This is a genomic window from Hahella sp. HNIBRBA332 (assembly GCF_030719035.1).
Taxonomy (GTDB): domain Bacteria; phylum Pseudomonadota; class Gammaproteobacteria; order Pseudomonadales; family Oleiphilaceae; genus Hahella.
In genome coordinates this window covers 3,410,104-3,429,012 of sequence record NZ_CP132203.1, presented here as the reverse complement: position 1 = coordinate 3,429,012, position 18,909 = coordinate 3,410,104, and the positions used below count along the sequence as shown (strand labels likewise).

General features: G+C 54.6%; 18 protein-coding genes. 10 read left to right on the top strand and 8 right to left on the bottom strand.

Annotated features, from left to right (window positions below; genetic code table 11):
* Positions 1-8: 8 nt before the first annotated feature.
* The 5 genes from O5O45_RS15180 to O5O45_RS15160 all read right to left on the bottom strand — a co-directional run bounded on the left by O5O45_RS15180 (position 9) and on the right by O5O45_RS15160 (position 4,383).
* Positions 9-515: an Lrp/AsnC family transcriptional regulator gene (locus tag O5O45_RS15180; protein ID WP_305906048.1), complete on the bottom strand. Its 507-nt coding sequence runs from the start codon at positions 513-515 to the stop codon at positions 9-11.
* Positions 512-1,756, bottom strand: coding sequence for a cytochrome D1 domain-containing protein (locus O5O45_RS15175; RefSeq protein ID WP_305906047.1), 1,245 nt, complete (start codon positions 1,754-1,756; stop codon positions 512-514). The genes O5O45_RS15180 and O5O45_RS15175 overlap by 4 nt, the downstream gene beginning before the upstream one ends.
* On the bottom strand, positions 1,753-2,115 hold the full coding sequence (locus O5O45_RS15170; protein ID WP_305906046.1) for a c-type cytochrome: 363 nt from the start codon (positions 2,113-2,115) through the stop codon (positions 1,753-1,755). Before O5O45_RS15170 ends, O5O45_RS15175 begins: the two co-directional genes overlap by 4 nt.
* A 68-nt stretch (positions 2,116-2,183) precedes the next feature.
* The gene (locus tag O5O45_RS15165) at positions 2,184-3,950 is read right to left on the bottom strand and encodes a cytochrome D1 domain-containing protein (protein WP_305906045.1); all 1,767 of its coding nucleotides are present in this window, start codon (positions 3,948-3,950) and stop codon (positions 2,184-2,186) included.
* Between the two features lie 124 nt (positions 3,951-4,074).
* Positions 4,075-4,383, bottom strand: coding sequence for a c-type cytochrome (locus tag O5O45_RS15160; RefSeq protein WP_305906044.1), 309 nt, complete (start codon positions 4,381-4,383; stop codon positions 4,075-4,077).
* A gap of 200 nt (positions 4,384-4,583) precedes the next feature.
* Here O5O45_RS15160 and O5O45_RS15155 point away from each other — a divergent pair, with 200 nt between their 5' ends.
* From O5O45_RS15155 to O5O45_RS15135, 5 genes are all read left to right on the top strand, one after another.
* Positions 4,584-5,378, top strand: coding sequence for a CbbQ/NirQ/NorQ/GpvN family protein (locus O5O45_RS15155; RefSeq protein WP_305906043.1), 795 nt, complete (start codon positions 4,584-4,586; stop codon positions 5,376-5,378).
* A 24-nt stretch (positions 5,379-5,402) separates the two neighbouring features.
* Positions 5,403-5,756 (top strand): hypothetical protein, encoded by a 354-nt coding sequence (locus O5O45_RS15150; protein ID WP_305906042.1) that lies wholly within the window; start codon positions 5,403-5,405, stop codon positions 5,754-5,756.
* 96 nt (positions 5,757-5,852) lie between these two features.
* The gene (locus O5O45_RS15145) at positions 5,853-6,293 is read left to right on the top strand and encodes a c-type cytochrome (protein ID WP_305906041.1); all 441 of its coding nucleotides are present in this window, start codon (positions 5,853-5,855) and stop codon (positions 6,291-6,293) included.
* Between the two features lie 24 nt (positions 6,294-6,317).
* Positions 6,318-7,703, top strand: coding sequence for a cbb3-type cytochrome c oxidase subunit I (locus O5O45_RS15140; RefSeq protein WP_305906040.1), 1,386 nt, complete (start codon positions 6,318-6,320; stop codon positions 7,701-7,703).
* 10 nt (positions 7,704-7,713) lie between these two features.
* The gene (locus tag O5O45_RS15135) at positions 7,714-9,558 is read left to right on the top strand and encodes a nitric oxide reductase activation protein NorD (RefSeq protein WP_305906039.1); all 1,845 of its coding nucleotides are present in this window, start codon (positions 7,714-7,716) and stop codon (positions 9,556-9,558) included.
* 97 nt (positions 9,559-9,655) lie between these two features.
* Here the strand turns inward: O5O45_RS15135 and O5O45_RS15130 are convergent, their stop codons facing one another.
* Positions 9,656-10,930 (bottom strand): O-acetylhomoserine aminocarboxypropyltransferase/cysteine synthase family protein, encoded by a 1,275-nt coding sequence (locus O5O45_RS15130; RefSeq protein ID WP_305906038.1) that lies wholly within the window; start codon positions 10,928-10,930, stop codon positions 9,656-9,658.
* A 281-nt stretch (positions 10,931-11,211) separates the two neighbouring features.
* On the opposite strand from O5O45_RS15130, the gene O5O45_RS15125 reads away from it, so the two are divergent.
* Positions 11,212-11,616, top strand: coding sequence for a YbaN family protein (locus tag O5O45_RS15125; protein ID WP_305906037.1), 405 nt, complete (start codon positions 11,212-11,214; stop codon positions 11,614-11,616).
* Positions 11,617-11,627: 11 nt separating this feature from the next.
* Here the strand turns inward: O5O45_RS15125 and O5O45_RS15120 are convergent, their stop codons facing one another.
* Positions 11,628-13,412, bottom strand: coding sequence for an ABC transporter transmembrane domain-containing protein (locus tag O5O45_RS15120; protein ID WP_305906036.1), 1,785 nt, complete (start codon positions 13,410-13,412; stop codon positions 11,628-11,630).
* A 163-nt stretch (positions 13,413-13,575) separates the two neighbouring features.
* Entirely contained in the window at positions 13,576-13,857 is a 282-nt protein-coding gene (locus O5O45_RS15115) for a peptidylprolyl isomerase (protein ID WP_011398176.1), read from the bottom strand.
* Positions 13,858-14,071: 214 nt separating this feature from the next.
* Between O5O45_RS15115 and O5O45_RS15110 the strand changes: the two genes are divergently transcribed.
* The 4 genes from O5O45_RS15110 to O5O45_RS15095 all read left to right on the top strand — a co-directional run bounded on the left by O5O45_RS15110 (position 14,072) and on the right by O5O45_RS15095 (position 18,693).
* Positions 14,072-14,932, top strand: a complete 861-nt coding sequence (locus O5O45_RS15110; RefSeq protein ID WP_305906035.1) for an MBL fold metallo-hydrolase — start codon at positions 14,072-14,074, stop codon at positions 14,930-14,932.
* A gap of 278 nt (positions 14,933-15,210) precedes the next feature.
* A complete protein-coding gene (locus O5O45_RS15105; protein WP_305906034.1) occupies positions 15,211-16,185 on the top strand; it encodes a DUF4123 domain-containing protein in 975 nt (324 codons plus the stop codon).
* Positions 16,182-17,936, top strand: coding sequence for a hypothetical protein (locus O5O45_RS15100; protein ID WP_305906033.1), 1,755 nt, complete (start codon positions 16,182-16,184; stop codon positions 17,934-17,936). The genes O5O45_RS15105 and O5O45_RS15100 overlap by 4 nt, the downstream gene beginning before the upstream one ends.
* 7 nt (positions 17,937-17,943) lie before the next feature.
* On the top strand, positions 17,944-18,693 hold the full coding sequence (locus O5O45_RS15095; RefSeq protein ID WP_305906032.1) for a hypothetical protein: 750 nt from the start codon (positions 17,944-17,946) through the stop codon (positions 18,691-18,693).
* Positions 18,694-18,909: the final 216 nt, after the last annotated feature.

Here is an 18,909-nt window from a genome sequence, read left to right as displayed (position 1 = left end):
TATGCGCTTCAATCAAAGTCCGGACGAAAACCCAGGTCGATGTGGTAAGGCCTGACCATGGGTAAGCGCCAGACTTTCAGTCCTGTCGCCGTCTCCATATTGCGTATCACGGCGTCCAGATGATCAGTATCCGGCGCGGTGACGACGAACCACAGATTCAGGTCGTGCTCGCGCAGGTAGTTATGATTCACCTCGTCATAGGTGTTGATCAGCTCGGCGATGTCCTGCAACTGCTCGACAGGCGCCCGCAGGGCGGCCAGGGTGCTGGCGCCGGCGCGTCGATGGTTGAATACCGGGCCAATGCGGGAAATGACGCCCTGTTGTTGCAAGCGTTGCAGGCAGGCCAGCACCTCGTCCTCCGTGCAGCCAAGCTGGCTCGCCAGTGTGAAGAAGGGGCGCGGCGTCAGCGGGAAACCTTTCTGATAGTCGCTCAGAATGGCTTTCTCCAGCGGGCTGAGTTCAGTGACGGCTGTCGACGTTGCAAGTGTGCAAGCGGGAGTGGCGAGATTACTCATAGGCCGATCCTGTGTGCTCTGTCGGTGAAGAAGATGCCGCTGGGATGCCGGGCGGGCAGACTGCTGATTCGTTGCATACTGTACGGGTCGTAAATATCCACCCGGTTATCGTCGCGCAGTGAAATCCAGAGTTGGTCGCCTTTCGGCGTAAAGGCCATATGCAACACGGCTTTTCCGGCTTCTATTGTGTTAATGACCTGCAGGCTGTCCACATCGATGACTTGCACCCGGTCGTTATCCGGATGGGCGAAGTTGACCCAGACTCTGCGGGCATCCGGCTGCGCCATCACGAATACAGGCTGACTGTAAGTGGGGATGCGACGCACGATGCGCCAGTCGTAGGAATCAATCACGATGACTTCGTGATGACCCACGCCGGGAGCGAACAGGTAGCGGCCAGCCTGAGTCCATCCTTCCAGGTGAGGCATTTTGTAGACCGGCAAGCGCTGCTCGCCTGGACCATAGGTCGGCATGATGCGCGTGACTCCCTCCTGTGGTCGCCATAAGTCGAGCTTGGCCATGCCGTTATCGCCAAATAATCCGGCGAGATAATAGCGGCCCTCGGGGGTAATCAAGGCGTCGTAAGGTTGGCGGCCAATCGCCGTGAACTTGGCGATCTGCGGTTGTAAACCGGGCGCCGGGTCGCTATCCGTCATGTCCAGTATCCAGACTTCGTCGCTGTCGAACAGACTGACGACAAAACGGTTATTCGGCGCATCCACCAGCCCGACGGTTTTTGATCCTTTGGCGACGCCGTCTTTAAGGAGTGATGTGGATGGAATACTCGCCACCAGCGCCAGGTCTTCGCTGTTGAAAATATTCACCCCTCCGGGATCATAGTTGGAGACGGCGACATAAGCGCCATTCTGGCTGATAGCGCCGCCGATGCTGTTGCCGGCCTGGATGACGCGTTTCACCACTGCGCCGCGTAACAGGTCCACTTTGCTGAGGCCGCCATCGCGACCGAACACATAGCCAAACCGTTGATCACGGGAGTAGACAATGGATGCGTGGGAAAGGTCGCCAAGCCCTGAAATGCGTTGGATCACCTGGCGTTGACTGGTGTTGATCAGCAGGACGCTGCCTTCGGTGCGTTCGATGATCAGGCCAAGGTCTCCCGTGCCGCCCTGGTACCTCGCATCATCACGTGCGTCGAAGTGCGCGCAGGCGCCAAGTCCCATGATAATCAGCAGCAGGGTAAGGCGTTGGAATAACCACAGATGGGGGGGCTTCTCTTTCATGGGCTTTCCTGAGTGCTATGGTTGTCGCTGATGTAAGCGCCGCTCAGCAGGCCTTGAGCGATTTGGCGAATGTCCTGCTCCGTCAGCAGATCGCGCCAGGGCGGCATGGCGGTGTCCGGTTTGCCGTCGGCAATGATGAGGCGGATGGCGTCCACGCCTAACGCTTGCATAGGTTGCGGGCGTAACGAAGGTCCCAGCCCGCCTTGCAAGGTAAGGCCATGGCAGGAACCGCAATCCTGGCGCACCAGATTGCGTAATTGCGCCGCGCTGTGGTTGTCGTCCACAGCGCGGACGAATGGCGAAGCGCAGGCGATTAGCAGCGCCAATGCGCCTGCGATGACGATTACCGGTTTTCTCATGAGTGGGTACATCCCGACGCCGCTCGCGCGAGGCGGTCTCGTCGCGAGCGCGTTCTCCTGGTCATGAATCAGTAAATATCGTGTTGGGTGTTGTACACGTTGAACTTGCCTGTCGGCGTCACCAGTCGCGGGTCCTTGATGACGGTTTTCAGAGCGAGCGTTTTGTCGTCCACCACGACGATGGCGGATTCCTGTTCCTTGCCGTTCCATACCGAGAACCAGACTTCATCGCCAGCTTCGTTGAACTCGGGCTGCACCACGCGTTTGGGGCCATCGCCCAGCTCCGCCCATTGGGCGATAGGCAGCACCTTGTATTTGGCCTCGATATCGCTGAGGTCGAATACCGCCACCGACTGGCTGATATTGGCGTCCGGGTTCAGGGGCGTATCCACGTACAGGTGTTTGGAGTTTGGATGCGTCTTGATGAACAACGATCCGCCGCCTTGGGCGGACAGCGAGCGCACCTGTTTCCAGGCGTAATCGCCATGCTTATCCGGGTCCGTCCCGATCACGGCGATGCTGCCGTCGCCAAGGTGGCTGGTGGCCCAGACCGGCCCGAATTTGGCGTCCGTGAAGTTGGCGCCGCGTCCAGGGTGAGGAATGGCGCCGACATCGATCAACGCCTCCAACGCGCCGTCTTTGGAATCGATGACCGCCACTTTGTTGGACTGATTGGCGGCGGTAAGGAAATAGCGATGGGTTCTGTCCCAGCCGCCGTCGTGCAGGAAGCGCGCTGCATCAATAGTGGTGACTTTCAGGGCGTTGATGTCTTCGTAGTTGACCAGCAGGATTTTGCCGGTTTCCTTGACGTTAACGATGAACTCGGGCTTTTCATGGGACGCCACAATGGCGGCGACTCTCGGCTCGGGGTGATACTCCTGGGTATCCACCGTCATGCCGCGAGTGGAGACGATTTTCAGCGGCTCCATGGTTTCACCGTCCATGATCACATACTGCGGCGGCCAATAGGCGCCGGCGATCGCGTAGGTGTCTTCAAACCCTTTGTATTTAGACGTCTCCACGGAGCGCGCTTCCAGGCCGACTTTGATTTCCGCCACCGTAGCCGGGGTTTTCATCCATAGATCGATCATATTGACCTTGGCGTCGCGTCCGATGACGAACAGGTAGCGTCCAGAGGACGACAAACGTGAAATGTGTACGGCGTAGCCGGTTTTTATAATCGTTACGATGTTTTTGCTGTCGCCATCAATCAACGCCACCTGACCGGCGTCCCGCAGGGTGACGGAGAACAGGTTTTTCAGGTTGAGCGCATTGAGCTGCTTGGTGGGACGATCTTCCGGCTTGATCAGGACTTTCCAGCTGTTCTTCATCTCCGCCATTCCCCACTCCGGCGGCTGTGGCGGTTCATGTTGCACGAATTTCGCCATGAGTTTGACTTCATCGGCGGTGAAGTCGCCGGAAGTTCCCCAGTTCGGCATGCCGGCGGGGGAGCCATAGTTGATGAAGGCTTCCAGATAGTCCAATCCTTTGGCCTGCGTAATGTCCGGCGTCAGAGGCTTGCCAGTGGCGCCTTTACGCAGTACGCCGTGGCAACCGGCGCAGCGCTCGAAGTAAATGCGCGTCGCTTTCTGGAACTCTTCTTCCGTGAGGTCTGGGGCGCCGGGAGAACGCACAATGCGCAGGCCTTCCCCGGTCATCGCCGTGGGGGCGCTTTCGTATTGTCCGGGAGGGGAATTAACAAGGTCGCTTTTAGTGTCCGCCCAGGCATGGCTCGATAAGCCGGCGACCAGGGCGAGGGAAAGGGTGGAGTAACGCAGGCGCAATGGCCTGGACGGCGAGCGTTGGCTGCGTTTTGGAGCGCTGTCTGTATGCATAGCACTGTCCTTCTCATCAGAGTCTTGCTATTTCGATTCTTTACTGACGCAAAACCGTCCGATCCCGGACGCGCCTTGCGAAACTACGGCGCTTTTTTAACGAAGATTCAGGTGGTGAAGACTCCTATTTGAGTTGGCTGTAGTAGGCGGCGAGGTTGGCGATGTCGTCGTCCGACAATGGCTTGGCCATGCTGGACATCATCGGGTCGTTGCGTTTGCCGTCGCGAAAATCCTTCATTTGCTTGACCAGATATCCCTCTTTCTGTCCGGCCAGATTCGGCCATAAGCCGTTGCCGCTGACTCCTTCCGCACCGTGGCAACCGGCGCAGGTGGCGGCCTTCGCCTTACCTGCCGTTGCATCTCCGGCGAGAGCGTTTCCTGACAGGAAGGCGGCGACTAAACACACTAACGTTGCAGGTTTGAATTTTCCCATGGCTGTCCCCTTTTTGCTGCTGGGTGAATTTCCTTGAGCGCAACGAGAGTAGGTCAGCGGCGGCCGGGCAAAGTTGATGAGGATCAATGTTTTGCGAGCGGCAAGGGCAAATACCCCATCGTGGGTACATGAGCGAAAACCGGTTTCGGGTAGGGTAAAAAACAGAGATCGGACAGGACCAAGCACAGGATCGTCAACCTATGAACGCACCTCAGGACGCCCCTTTCTACCTTCCCCAAGGCGGTGAAATCGAGCTGTTTGAAAAAGCCTACAGTCACGGTTTGCCAGTGCTGATCAAGGGACCGACCGGATGTGGCAAAACCCGCTTTGTGCAGCACATGGCCCATCGATTGAGCCGGCGTCTATACACCGTCGCCTGTCACGACGACCTGACCGCTTCGGACCTGGTGGGGCGCCATTTGATCGGCGGAGACGGGGCCTTTTGGCAGGACGGCCCTTTGACCCGGGCGGTGCGGGAAGGCGGGTTGTGTTATCTGGACGAAGTGGTGGAGGCGCGTAAGGACACCACTGTGGTATTGCATCCACTGGCCGATGATCGCCGCATCCTGCCCATCGACCGCACTGGCGAACAGTTGCAGGCCGCGCCGGGCTTCATGCTGGTGGTCTCCTACAACCCCGGCTATCAGAACGCACTCAAAGGGATGAAGCCCAGCACCCGGCAGCGTTTTGTCGGCGTCAGCCTGAGCTACCCCGCGCCGGAACTGGAAGCCCTGATCGTGGAAAAAGAGGGCGGCGTCAGTTCCCCGTTGGCGCGGCGCATTGTTGATGTGGGAGCGGCTTTGCGGCGTCTGGAGCAACATGATCTGGAAGAAGCGGCGTCCACCCGTTTACTGATTTACGCCGCGCGTTTGATGGCCAGCGGCGTGGATCCTGCGCACGCCTGCCGGGCCTGCCTGGTGGAGCCGTTGACCGACGATGCAGAGACGCTTCGCGCCTTGCTTCAGGTGGTCGATATTCACTTCGGCAGGGACTGACCGGGATTTCTGATGGATGATCCCATGTCGCAGCGAGCTTATTTATGGCCGCATATTTTGTACCTGGTGAACCTGCTGGCGCTGCCGGGAGCATCGTTTTTGATTCTGTTCGGCTGGTACTGGCGCAGTCGTCGTCGGAGCGCGCCTGCGGCGTTGTTGGCGGCGCAGATGACTGCACTGGTTGGCGGGCTTATCAATGGCGCTCTGCTGGTGGTCATTCCGCTGGTCGTTTTGTGGTTGAGCGACAGGGGGCCGATCACCGTCACTTTGGTCATTGTGTATTGGGTGGCGACGCACGGCGCCTGCGTAATCTGGGGCGTGTATGCGCTGACCCGCGAAAACGCCGGTCGTCCGCTGTTTGTTCGGGGGCGAGAGTGAAGCGCTTTCCATTGTCGCCGTAACACAGCCAAGTTTACCTCGAAGTCCGGCGCACCGGGCTTCAGCCTCATCATCAACCTTGTCAGGGAGCAAGCCATGCCGGAAAAATTCAGTAAGAGCGCCGCCCGTAATATTTACTACGGCGGCAGTCTGTTTTTTATTCTGCTGTTTCTCGCATTGACCTATCAAACCACCCAGGCCCTACCGCAGCGTGATCATCGGGATCAGCTGACTGAGGCGGTGGCCAGAGGGAAGGAAATTTGGGAAGAAAATAACTGTATTGGATGCCATACGTTGATGGGCGAGGGCGCGTATTTTGCGCCGGAGCTGGCCAACGTGTTCGATCGCCGCGGCGGCGAACAGGCCTTCACTGCGTTTCTGAAAGCCTGGATGGCGGCGCAGCCGCTGGATGTTCCCGGGCGTCGCAAAATGCCGCAATTCAACCTGAGTGACGAGCAGGTGGAGGATCTGGCGGAGTTCCTCAAATGGACCTCCAAAATCGATGACAACAATTGGCCGCCCAATATTGAAGGCTAAGTGGGACAGCACGGAGAAAAAGGCATGAAATACCAGTCACAGGCGGTAGCCAAACCCTACTTTATTTTCGCCCTGATCCTGTTCGCCGGGCAGATCCTGTTTGGATTGATCCTGGGCCTGCAATATGTGATCGGGGACTTTTTATTTCCCGAGATTCCTTTCAACGTCGCCCGCATGGTGCATACCAATCTGCTCATTGTGTGGCTGTTGTTCGGGTTTATGGGCGCGACCTATTTTCTGGTCCCGGAAGAGTGCGAAACTGAGTTGTACAGTCCCAAACTGGCGTTGATCTTATTCTGGGTCTTCGCCACGGCCGGCGTGCTGACGATTCTGGGCTATCTCATGGTCCCATACGCCAAGCTGGCGGAGATCACCGGCAACAAGTTCTTTCCTACCATGGGGCGGGAGTTTCTGGAACAGCCCACGCTGACCAAAGTGGGCATTGTGATCGTGTGCCTCGGCTTTCTGTATAACGTGGGCATGACCCTGCTCAAAGGCCGCAAAACGGCGATCAATGTGGTGTTGATGACCGGGCTGGTGGGGCTGGCGGTGATGTTTCTGTTCTCCTTCTACAATCCCAGCAATCTGGCCCTGGACAAATATTTCTGGTGGTGGGTGGTGCACCTCTGGGTGGAAGGCGTTTGGGAACTGATCATGGGCTCGATTCTCGCTTTTGTACTGATCCGGGTGACCGGCGTGGATCGAGAGGTGATCGAAAAATGGTTATACGTGATTATCGGCATGGCGCTGATCACTGGCATTATCGGCACTGGCCATCATTACTACTGGATTGGACCGGAACCCTATTGGCACTGGCTGGGCGGCGTTTTCTCCGCACTGGAGCCATTGCCGTTCTTCGCCATGACCATTTTCGCCTTCAATATGGTCAATCGTCGACGTCGGGCGCATCCCAACAAAGCCGCCACCCTTTGGGCGATGGGAACAGCGGTGATGGCGTTTCTGGGGGCGGGCGTCTGGGGCTTCTTGCATACGCTGGCGCCAGTCAATTATTACACTCATGGCTCCCAGATTACCGCCGCCCATGGCCATATGGCGTTTTATGGGGCTTACGCGATGATCGTGCTGACCATTATTTCTTATGCAATGCCGATATTGAGCGGACGCACGGAGGGCAACAGCAATCGCTCACAGGTCGTGGAAATGTGGGGGTTCTGGTTGATGACCGTCGCGATGGTGTTTATTACGCTGTTTTTGACTGGCGCCGGCATTCTGCAAGTATGGCTGCAGCGTATTCCTGAGGCGGCGGGAGCGCTGCCGTTTATGGTGACCCAGGAAAAAATCGCCGTTTTCTACTGGTTGCGGGAAGGCGCGGGGCTGGTGTTCCTGGTGGGGCTGGTCTGCTACTTCGCCAGCTTCTTTGTAAAAGGTCCGCAAGCCCAATCCACCTGAGCCAGTCGCTATGTTCGAAGTGGAAGAGTGGGTGGGAGGCCTTTGGCATCGGGCGGTAACCCGTTATGCGGACGACCGCTTTCAGGAGGCGGCGGTGACCTTGACCCAGATGCGTAAGGAGGTCGGCGTTCTGTACCGCGCCCTCGGCGGCGAGCGCGCGGTGCGCATCGAGGCCGCCGCCGAGCGCCCCGTGACATTGCCGCGCTCATTCTGGCGTCGCGTGGCGGGCAGTCATCGACGTCTGGCGCTGGCTTATCTCGATGAAGAAGTGCTGGCGCTGCCGGAGGAGGTCGCCCTGTTTCCCAAGGCTGAGCTGAATCGGGAAATCTACAGGATGTTGGCGGCGGTGGCGGCGCAGTCGCTTCCGGGCGTTTCCGGGTGGGCGCAAAACGCCTGCCTTCGATACGCCGCTCTGCGCGCTGCTTATCCGGCGGTGCGCGCGCGGTATGACGCCATGGTGTCAGCCTACATTCCCTTACGCGGGACACTTGAGAGCCTGCCGCCGACGCTGCAGGACAAGGAGGTTCGTTTGCGCGCTGCAATGCTATCTCCCGAAACCGCCTTGATCCAGGATACGGATATAGATGGCGTGCAGCCGCCCCCGTTCTGGTTGTATCCCTCCTTGCGGACTTCTGAGATGTCGGTGCGGCGAGATGCGGCGTCGGGCGCGCAGATGCGGCGGCCACCGGCTGCGCCAGAAGAGAAAGTAGAGAAAAAGGCGCGGGGAGAATATGTGCAGGATCACGACGGCGATAAAGGATTATTGGTGTTTCGTCTGGAGAATCTGTTCAGCTGGTCTGAATACCTGAAGCTGGATCGCACCGCGGACGATAGCCCCGACGAGGATGCGGCGCGCGTTGCTGAAGATTTGGACCATCTCAGTTTGTCCACCCAGGAGTTCGGCGGTGGTCAGCGCATCAAGCTGAATCTGGATCTACCTTCCGCCAGCGAAGACGACACGCCATTGGGGCCAGGTTTGCATCTGCCTGAATGGGACTACCGCAGCCGACGACTGCTTCCAGATCATTGTCTGCTACAGCCGATGTTGGATCATCGCGCGCCGCCCTGCGCGCCGCCGTCGCGCCTGCGCAGAGTGGTGCGAGAGGTGCGCGCTCGCTTCGAGATGATGCGCCCCATGCGCGTTTGGCGTCGCAATCAGGCGGATGGCGAAGAGATCGAAATGGAGCGCTGGAACGAGTTCTGCGCTGACAGAATCGCCGGCGGCGCCGTCGAACAGCCCATGTTCAAGAGTTTTAACGGACGATTGCGGGATCTGGACTGTCTGTTGCTGGCGGATCTGTCCATGTCCACGGACGCTTATGTGGATAACGATAGGCGTGTGATTGACGTCATCAGCGATGCGTTGATGCTGTTTTCCGAAGCCCTGGACGCCGTTGGCGATCGCTTTGCTCTGTACGGCTTTTCTTCCTGCAAACGCCAGCATGTTCGCTTTCACGTCATTAAAAACTTTGCAGAGCCCTACACGGATGCGGTGCGGGGGCGGATAGTCGCCCTGCGGCCAGGGTTTTATACCCGCATTGGCGCCGCACTGCGTCAGTCCACGAAGATCCTGCGAGATCAGAAAGCGTCGCGAAGGTTGTTGCTGATTCTCACTGATGGCAAACCCAACGACCTTGACCTTTATGAAGGCCGCTATGGGCTGGAGGACACCCGTCAGGCGGTGATGGAAGCGAGAAGAGAAGGGCTGATTCCATTCTGTATTACGGTGGATAAAGAGGCGGAGGAATACCTGCCGTACCTGTTTGGCGACAAAGGCTATGCGCTGATCAACAATATTGAGCGTCTGCCGCGGGAGCTGCCGCTACTGTACGCAACGTTGATGGAAGGGAAGTGATTCATTGAAAGAGGAGTAGAACGCCGCGGGATAACCGGCGGCGCGCTACATTAATCATCATCCTGCTGATACAAATAACGTCTTGTTATTGCAGCTGTTACAACGTCGCCTGCGCCAATGCCTGCTCCAGGTCCTTGATGATGTCGTCCTTGTGCTCGATGCCGATGGACAGGCGCACCATATCTGGAGAAACGCCGGCGGCGGCTTGCTCTTTTTCATCCAACTGCCGGTGCGTGGTGGTGGCGGGGTGGCAGGCGAGGGTCTTGGCGTCGCCGATATTCACCAGTCGCTTGACCATCTGCAAGGCGTCGATAAAACGGCCGCCTGCTTCTTTGCCGCCTTTGATGCCGAAACTCAGTACGGAGGAAGGTTTACCACCCATGTACTTCTGCGCCAGCTCGTAATACGGGCTGCTCTCCAGGCCGGGGTATTTCACCCAGCTGACGCTGGGGTGGGAAGCCAGAAACTGGCATACCGCCATGGCGTTTTCCACGTGTCTCTCCATCCGCAACGACAGGGTTTCGACGCCTTGCAGAATCAGGAACGTGTTGAATGGCGACAGGGCTGCGCCCATATTGCGCAACGGCGCCACCCGCGCGCGACCGATAAAGGCGGCGTCGCCCAGGGCTTCGGTATACACCACGCCGTGGTAGGACGGATCAGGCTCGTTGAGCTGGGGAAAGCGGGGATTGTCTTTCCAGGGGAAACGGCCTGAATCAATGATCACGCCGCCAATGGTGGTGCCATGGCCGCCGATATATTTGGTTAATGAGTGCACCACGATATCGGCGCCGAAATCGAATGGACGGCACAACACGGGAGTGGCGACAGTGTTATCGACAATCACCGGTATGCCGTGTTTGTGGGCGATTGCGGCGAGTGCTTCAAGATCCGCCACGTTTCCGGCGGGATTGCCGATGGATTCGCAAAAAACCGCTTTGGTGTTTGCATCGATCAACGCTTCCATGGAGGCAGGGTCGTCGCTGTTAAACATGCGCGCAGTGACGCCGGATTGCGGCAGCGTGTGAGCGAACAGGTTGTAAGTGCCGCCATAGAGCTGATTGACGCTGATAATATTGTCGCCAGCGCGGGTCAGCGTTTGAATTGTGGCGGTGATCGCCGCCATGCCTGAGGCCATCGCCAAGGCGCCAATGCCGCCTTCCAGTTGCGCCATACGTTGCTCCAATATGGCGTTGGTCGGGTTCATGATGCGGCTGTATATGTTTCCTTCCACTTTCAGGTCGAACAAATCAGCGCCATGCTGAGTGTTGTCGAAATAGTAGGAGGTGGTCTGATAGATCGGCGCCGCGACGGCATGCGTGGTAGGGTCGCCGGCAAAGCCGCCGTGAATGGCGATGGTCTCTTGTTTCATGGATCTCTCCGCTGCGCGTAAGGAGTGGTTTGCTCTGTGCTGGTTAGCGTCATTCCCCATTAGGGGCGGCTAACTATTTGTATCGTTTAGGGAATCGTTGTCTTCAACAACGGCCCGCAACAGAGTGTACCGGTCGTCGGCGCAGGTCAATATGCTTGAGGCCTGAATTTGCCATGCTCCGTATTTGAAACTAGCATTGGCCATGTGGACCTCCTGAAAATGATCTGGCTGACGTTTTACGGAGTTTTTCTGGGTTTCAATTTCTGGATGACTGGCGCGACATGCGTAAACAATCTCTTCACATACTGCTGGTCGTCGTTGGCTGGACTTCCGTTGTGCTTGGCGTCATCGGCATTGTGTTGCCGTTATTGCCCACCACGCCCTTTATTCTGCTCGCCGCCGCCTGCTTCGCGCGTTCTTCGCCGAAATTCCATCACTGGCTGGTGTCTCATCGCCATTTGGGGCCAATCGTGAAGAACTTTGAGTCAGGACGCGGCGTCACCCGCAAGGTGAGAGTACGGGCGTTGATCTGTCTGTGGGTGGGACTCGCCATTTCCATGGTGGTTGTCGGCAAACTGTGGAGCCTGATCATGCTCAGCGGTATCGGCGCCTGCACCACCTTATACCTGTGTCGTCTGCCGACTTGTGAAGAGGACGCAGGCGAGCCCGAATCCCAGGTCAACTGACCGGCCCCGAGTTAATCGACGACCGGCTCTTCCCATTCCGTATTGAATTGCAGATCCGCCAGACGCGCGTAGAGTTCGCTGTCGCGGATCAGTTCACTATGGGAGCCCAAAGCCTCCAGGCGACCATGATTCAACACGGCGATGCGGTCGGCGTTTTTCACCGTCGCCAGACGATGAGCGATCACCAGGGTGGTGCGCCCTTGCATCAGGCGCTCCAGAGCCTGCTGCACCAGATATTCGCTTTGTGCGTCCAACGCGCTGGTAGCTTCGTCCAGCAGAAGAATGGGGGCGTCGGTGAGTATGGCGCGGGCGATGGCGATGCGTTGCTTTTGACCGCCGGACAAGCCAAGCCCGGCGTCCCCCAACCGGGTTTTGTAACCCTGTGGGAGCGCGGCGATAAATTCATGCGCGTTGGCGGCTTTGGCGGCGGCTTCGATTTCCTCCTGTGTGGCGTCTGGTTTGCCATAGCGTAAATTGTCTTCAATGGAGCCGAAAAACAGAGCTGGCGTTTGCGACACTAACGCGAAGCAGCGACGTAAATCCGTAGGCTCAAGCTGTCGAATATCCACGCCTTCCAGACGAATTTCTCCGGCCTTGCAATCAAAAAAGCGCAGCAGCAGGTCAAACAGGGTGGACTTGCCTGCGCCGGATGGGCCGACCAGCGCCAAGGTTTCCCCAGGCGCAACGTCCAGGTTCAGGTGATCGATGGCGTTGGCGTCCGGTCGCGCCGGATAGGAGAAACTGACATTGCGAATCGACAGATTGCCGGGGATCTGCTCAGGAAGGCTCTTCACGCCGAATTGCGGCGCGGCGATTTCATTCTTTGACTGCAGCAGTTCCACAATACGCTCCGCCGCGCCGGCCGCCCGTTGCAGTTCGCCTATTACCTCACTGACGGAGCCTACCGCCGCGCCTACCAGTACGCTGTAGAATACGAACGCCGCCAGCTCGCCGCCGCTGATGCGTCCTTGGATCACATCCAGGCCGCCGACCCATAACATAGCACCCACTGCGCCCAATACCAGAACGATGACGACCGTCACCAGAATGGCCCGTTGCACGATACGCTCCTTGGCGACGCTGAAGGCGTCTTCAACATGCTCTGAAAAGCGTTGTTTATCCAACTGTTGATGATTGTAGGCGTGGACGGTTTTGATTTGCCCAAGCACTTCGCCGATGTAGGAGCCGACATCCGCCACTTTATCCTGACTGCGTCGGGACAGACCTCGCACGCGCCGTCCGAATATCAGAATGGGGGACACCACTAAGGGCACGGAAATCATGACGATGGCGGTGAGTTTGGCGTTGGTGATGAACAGCCAGATGATCCCGCCGATCATCATGATGATATTGCGTAGCGCCACGGAGACGGAGGAGCCAATGACCGATTGCAGCAGGGTGGTGTCGGCAGTGAGGCGGGATTGAATCTCCAGCCCGCGATTGCTTTCAAAAAAGCCGGGATGCAGCTCGATCAGGTGATCGAACACCTTGCGGCGGATATCCGCCACCACTCTCTCGCCCAACCAGGTCACCCAGTAGTAGCGGGTGAAGGTGCCGAGCGCCAGCGCGACGATCAGGCCTAGAAAGATGAGCACATAGCGGGACAGCATCTGCTCGGACTGCGTCGCCAGACCCTGATCGATAAGCAGTCGTATGCCTTGACCAATGGACAGGGTAATGCCGGCGGTGAAAAACAATGCGCAGAGCGCGAATACAATTTGTCGTTTGTAAGGAAGAATAAACTCAAGCGTGGCTTTGAGCGCCCCGATGCGGGCTGTAGAAACGTCTTGCTGCATGGGCGGACCGTTGTGAGGTGGTCGGATAAAAGGTTGAAGTTATTTATGGAGGGAAAGTCGGGAAATTTAAAGAGGGAGAATGGAAAAAGAGAAGCAGATTAAAGGATAAAGACGGTTGAGGAGGAGATAAGGGCGACGTTAAGACGCATCGCCCTCGGCGCTCTTAGTCAGTGCGCTTAGTGACTTCCAACAGGTGGTAGCCGAACTGAGTCTTGACTGGACCCTGAACAGTGCCGACTTCCGCACTGAAAACCACTTGATCGAATTCTTTAACCATTTGACCTGGGCCGAACTCGCCCAGCTCACCGCCATTGCGGCCGGAGGGGCACTGAGAGTGTTCTTTGGCCAGAGCGGCGAAATCCGCTCCGTCTTCGATCTGCTTTTTCAGATCGTTGCACTGATCTTCGCTGTTTACCAGGATGTGACGCGCGCTAGCCCGTGCCATGGCAGTCTCCTCATATTTACGTGGGTTTAAACGGGCGCATTAAAGCACAGGAATTGAATGAATGCGAGGCTAAACGCCAGTGGCGTCACTCGGCCGATATGAATTGGCGTTAACCTGCCATTAACCAATTGATTCCTAGGCTTCCCACCACTTCTTCGGCGAATACTTTTTGCCGTACAGGAGCATTAAAACCACAAAAAATGAGGAAACTGAAATGTACAGTATTATTTTTTTGTTTTTGGCGGCGACGCTGATGATCGGTGAGGTCGAGGCGGCGGAAGTCGTTAAGTTTAAGCAGGACGCGTACGCAATTTCTGAAGCTGGTATAACCAGTCTGGTGTTGCTCTCCAAAGACGGGGTGTTGATTACAGACCCTGCATCCCCGGAAAGAGCGAAGGCGCTGCAAGCCGAAATCGCCAAGCTCACCGACCGTCCGGTGACCCACATCGTCCTGTCCCATGAGCATTTGGACCATGTTGGCGGTACAGAGACGTTTCCCGGTGCGGAAGTGATCTGTCACATCTCTTGTAAAGCCGTGTTTGATCTGGACGTCAGAGGCATGGCGCCAAAGAAGGTACATGCAGTGTTTGACGACCGGCACAGTTTTCAGTTTGGCGGACGCAAAGTGACGCTCATTCACGTCGGGCCGGCGGACGGCTTCGCCTCCACCATCATTCACTTGCCCGAAGACGGCATCGTCTACAGCGCAGACCTATACGCGGACAGGTACATTATCCCCGGCGTGTGGATGGACAACGACAACTATCTGGGCGTACTGAAAGCCCTCAGAATGATGCAGGACCTGAAACCGCAGATTGCGGTAAACGCACATTCAACCTCTACTTCCGTGCAGGCACTGGAGGAAAACGTAACCTTCGTGGAAGATCTCTATCAACTGGTCTCAACTCAGATTACCAACACCATAGCGACAAAAGGCCCCGGAGCGGTCATGGATAACATCCCCCGCTGGTCGCAAGAACTGAAACTGGACCAATACAACGACTGGAGCAACTACGTAACGGAATTTCCCGCTCATGTAAGGCGTATGGCGCTGTCTATTTATCATGGCGGGTGATATTCGGCTTTGATTGAGCTTTGCAGGGATGCAATGCTGAGGAGGATTGTAATAGTTTGGTGAATGGCCGTTAGGCATAGTCCAATCAGAGAATTGTCTGATTGGCTAAATAAAATACAATCCCGCGCTTTGTATCTTTTTGTATACCATTCACTCTTTTTCCCAGAGCCGCTATTTCTGAGATTGGCCCGGAATTGAAGTATCACAAGGGATGTATTCGGCATGCTTTATCACTTTGTCGCTATGTTGTGTCCGGTTTTGACGTTTGGTGCTCGTTGATGACGGCTAAACCCTATTTGCAGCAACTCAGATGGCGCAGTCCGCAATTCTGCTACTACTATGCGATTCTTGATTGCGCGATCGATAGTCGGCTTTATCCAGCCATTAAACGCAGTGGCTGCCAGCATTCCAGCCTGTTCTGGCCACACGCCAGTGAAACATTGTTATCCGCCTCGCCTCATGTTGTAACTTTAACCAGCCGTTTTGCTTCATGGGTATTTGAGCAAGGATGGGGAAAAGGGTGGGGCATATATCTCGCTTCCGATAAATCTTTACAAGAAGTTGTCCGTCACTTTCGACGAGTTTCAAAAGTACGTGGACCCAATCATGAGAACTGGTACTTTCGCTATTATGACCCTCGCATCTTGCGTGAGTTTCTCCCAACTTGCGACGAGGGGCAGCTCGAAAAGCTGATGGGCGAGATTGGCGAGTTTTGGATGGAGGACGAAGATGCGAATTTCTGGCTTAAGTTTGAACGGGATCGAAATGATCTTATAACAAGTCGAGCACCTGTCTCCGAGGATGAAGAACTTACACGCTCCCGGCCCACGCTGATCAATGCGCAACGGCGGCATGTGGAATATTTCTCTAGTTCCACATTTAAAATCAGGCGGGATCAGATAGAGAGGCTACGTAGCTCTGTCTACAAGTCTTTTATTCGCACTTTGGAAAACGACTTTCGCGAAGCCTACCCACAAAGATTACAGCACTACTCAGAACTCGAATTGCGCACCCGCATAAGCGACGCCCTTATTCAGTTTAAGCGTTTAGGTCTGCAAGCGCGTCGCGACGCCTATTACTACATAAAAACGTGCGTTTTTTTGGGATGGGATTTCATGGATAAACCAGACAACCAGTGGATCAAACGGGACTTTCTGGAGAAACGAACATTAGGCTCGATCAGCGACAGATTTAAAGCATTTTACGACCACTGGCGCAACGCCAATATGCAAATAGAGGATATGGTTTCATGAGTGGAAAGAGTGATGCTATAGACGCTAAGGCTGCGAACCAGTCTGGTAATGTGGATGACTTGGCGGGCTCCTGTCCACTACAGAAGTTTTCGGAGGATAAACATACTCTTGAATTGGTCTGCGAACTCCAAAATAGCCAACCTGCCGCTGGTCTGCCGTACAAAGTGACGGTAGTCGCAGATGGCTCTGTATACACAGGCGTTTTGGATGGTGGGGGTGCGGCCAAGCTTTCGGATTTGCCCGCCAGTGACGTTGAGGCCGAGTTTGGCGAGGCGCCGGATGAGGGGGCAATTAATGCTGCTAGGAGTCAGATCGCCTCAGCGCTTGAGGGTATTCTTATAGAAGAAAAGGAAGAGGCTGCTAGGAGAGATGAGGCGTTTTCGAAACTGAGTATTCTCCAGAAGAAAACAGATCTGGAGAACCGTGTTGCAAAGGGCATTTTTGACGCTGGCGTTGGAATGTTGGAGTTCCTTGACAATGTACTTGATCTTGCTAGTCCCAACGCTGTGCTCAATCGGGCAATCAAAACCTCATGGGAGTCTTATAACACTGAAACTGATGACTGGAAGTCTGACTTTATAAAGAACTTTGATAAATCTAATCATGACGCTTTAGTTAAAGCCTTAGGCTTTGATCCAAATATGATTACACCTGAGCTGATAGCTGAGGCTCAGGAAATCGCTTCCTTTGTATACGAAGATGAAGAAACCCAGGCTATTTTGGCGTCTTTTGCAAAAGAGTTCGCCACGTCACAACATATCACCGAGCTGGCGGAGTTCGCTGGAGGTGGTGCGTTTGAGATTGTGCTGGCCGCTTTGTTAGCTTCTGCAACTGGTGGTGTGGGGGCGGCAGGGATGGCTGTCAGTAAAGCGCGCTTAATGCCAAAACTCGCCAAGCTTGGTGAGTTACTCCGTAATCTAGCCAAACAGCTTAAGAAAAAGTACCGCTTTATCAAAAAGAAAGGCAGTACAAATGGCTCCGTCGAAGCCAAGCTTAATAAACCTGCTAGTGTTGAGGCTCCATCTATTAGCGAAGTGACGGACGGGGAGACGGTTGTGGAAGTCTCGGGGATTGAGCCCTCTTCTGACTTGATATATGGCTCGGGATCGGAGGAGGGGGGCAATAAGCTAGGCACACCACCTCAAAATAAAATCACCACAAAAGATTTTGAGTTGCTTCATAAAAAAGGGAAGGATACGTCTAAACTTGAATCAATAGTGGTCTCCAAGGAGGATCTTGTAATAAAAGAAATGGGAGATCCACGAGATATTGAGGTTAAGATAGACGATAAAAATGTGCTTGGGAGTATCGCGGTGTATGATTATGGTCCTGAATTTGTAATTGAAAATATTACTGACGATGAAAAGGTTATCCGGCTGAAAGATGGTGAGTCTATAACGGATTTCTTTTTAGAGTTGGGTATTGATAAATACAAGAGTGTTATGGGGGTTGATGTTGATCCTCCAAATATGAACGGATCTTTGATGAGTAAAAATAGTGATAATTTTAAGAGAGAGTATATCGCAATTAAACTAAACCATAATGAAGGTTTTCTGGATGAGGGTGAAGCCATGAGGGAGGCAATCAAGAAAATGTCATTTGGTAGGGCGAGAGACAAATTAGGGTATTCTGAGTTTGACTTTGAGGTATTTAAAAAAGAGGATGTATATATAAAAATGAAAGACGGTAGTGTCGAAATTGTTGAAGATGTGCCCTCTAAGTTTAGGATAATCTCAAAAAAGCCTCAGTGAGGAAAGAATGAAAAGTAGCGTGGTTTTGAAGATAGAAGAAAAGTTAGGTAAGGAAGTTTATTGCGAGCCAAACTCTATTATGGACTTAAGAAAAATTCCTGATGATCTGATACAAGATTTGAGGCAGGTTGTATCAAAGGTTTCTGAGCTTAATATTTGTATGTATCTGAAAAGCATCTGTGATCATTCACAGTCAGTTCATTTGGAAGAGTTTGTTGAAGATGTTATCTGTGAAGGTAAAGATCATAAGGTATGGGGGAGTATAGTAAATTTAGCGGTAGATCTTCCACTAGATAAGCTCGTTACAATGGGCAATGATGAGTTTTTTGAGTTATTAGTGGGGGATGGAAACGTTTCTGATGTCGTGCGCGTACTGCCTAAAAAAGCTCGAACTTACAGCCCTGTTTCTTCAGGTGGAGCTCTGATTTATACAAAAAAAGACCATGATTATCGCGAGCTTCCACCGAAAGGACTTGTAATCGTTGGTGATAAAGCTGTTGAGCCTGTATTGGACATAAATATAGCCTACCGAAGAAACCTTGCGGCTCGACTGTACAATAAGATTTCTGGATTTGGTTCTTTAGATAAAGCGCTTACCGGTTTGGATTTACTCAGATTCTCATTTCCTGGCATAGACGACAAGGCATTCTCTATTGATGCAGTAAAGGCTGCCAACGGATTAATAGCTGAGCTTCGTGAAGGTCTGGGAGCAAATGATATTGCTGGTTTCACTGCGACGGACGCTCAATATAGGTAATCTTTTGGTGTTCCAAGCTTTTAATCTCCTCACAAATTAGGCTGGAATGAGCTCTGAGATGGCCCGGAAGTTGTTCGAAAAAGCCTTTTAGCGCATAGGGTTGGCTAGTCTGAATCTGACAGACCCGCTGTGAGAGACTAATAGCTGATCTAATTTGCTTTTCCCCCAATCGCCATCTAAGAATAGGGTGTGCGTAAGCATGCGTGGTCGCTCAGG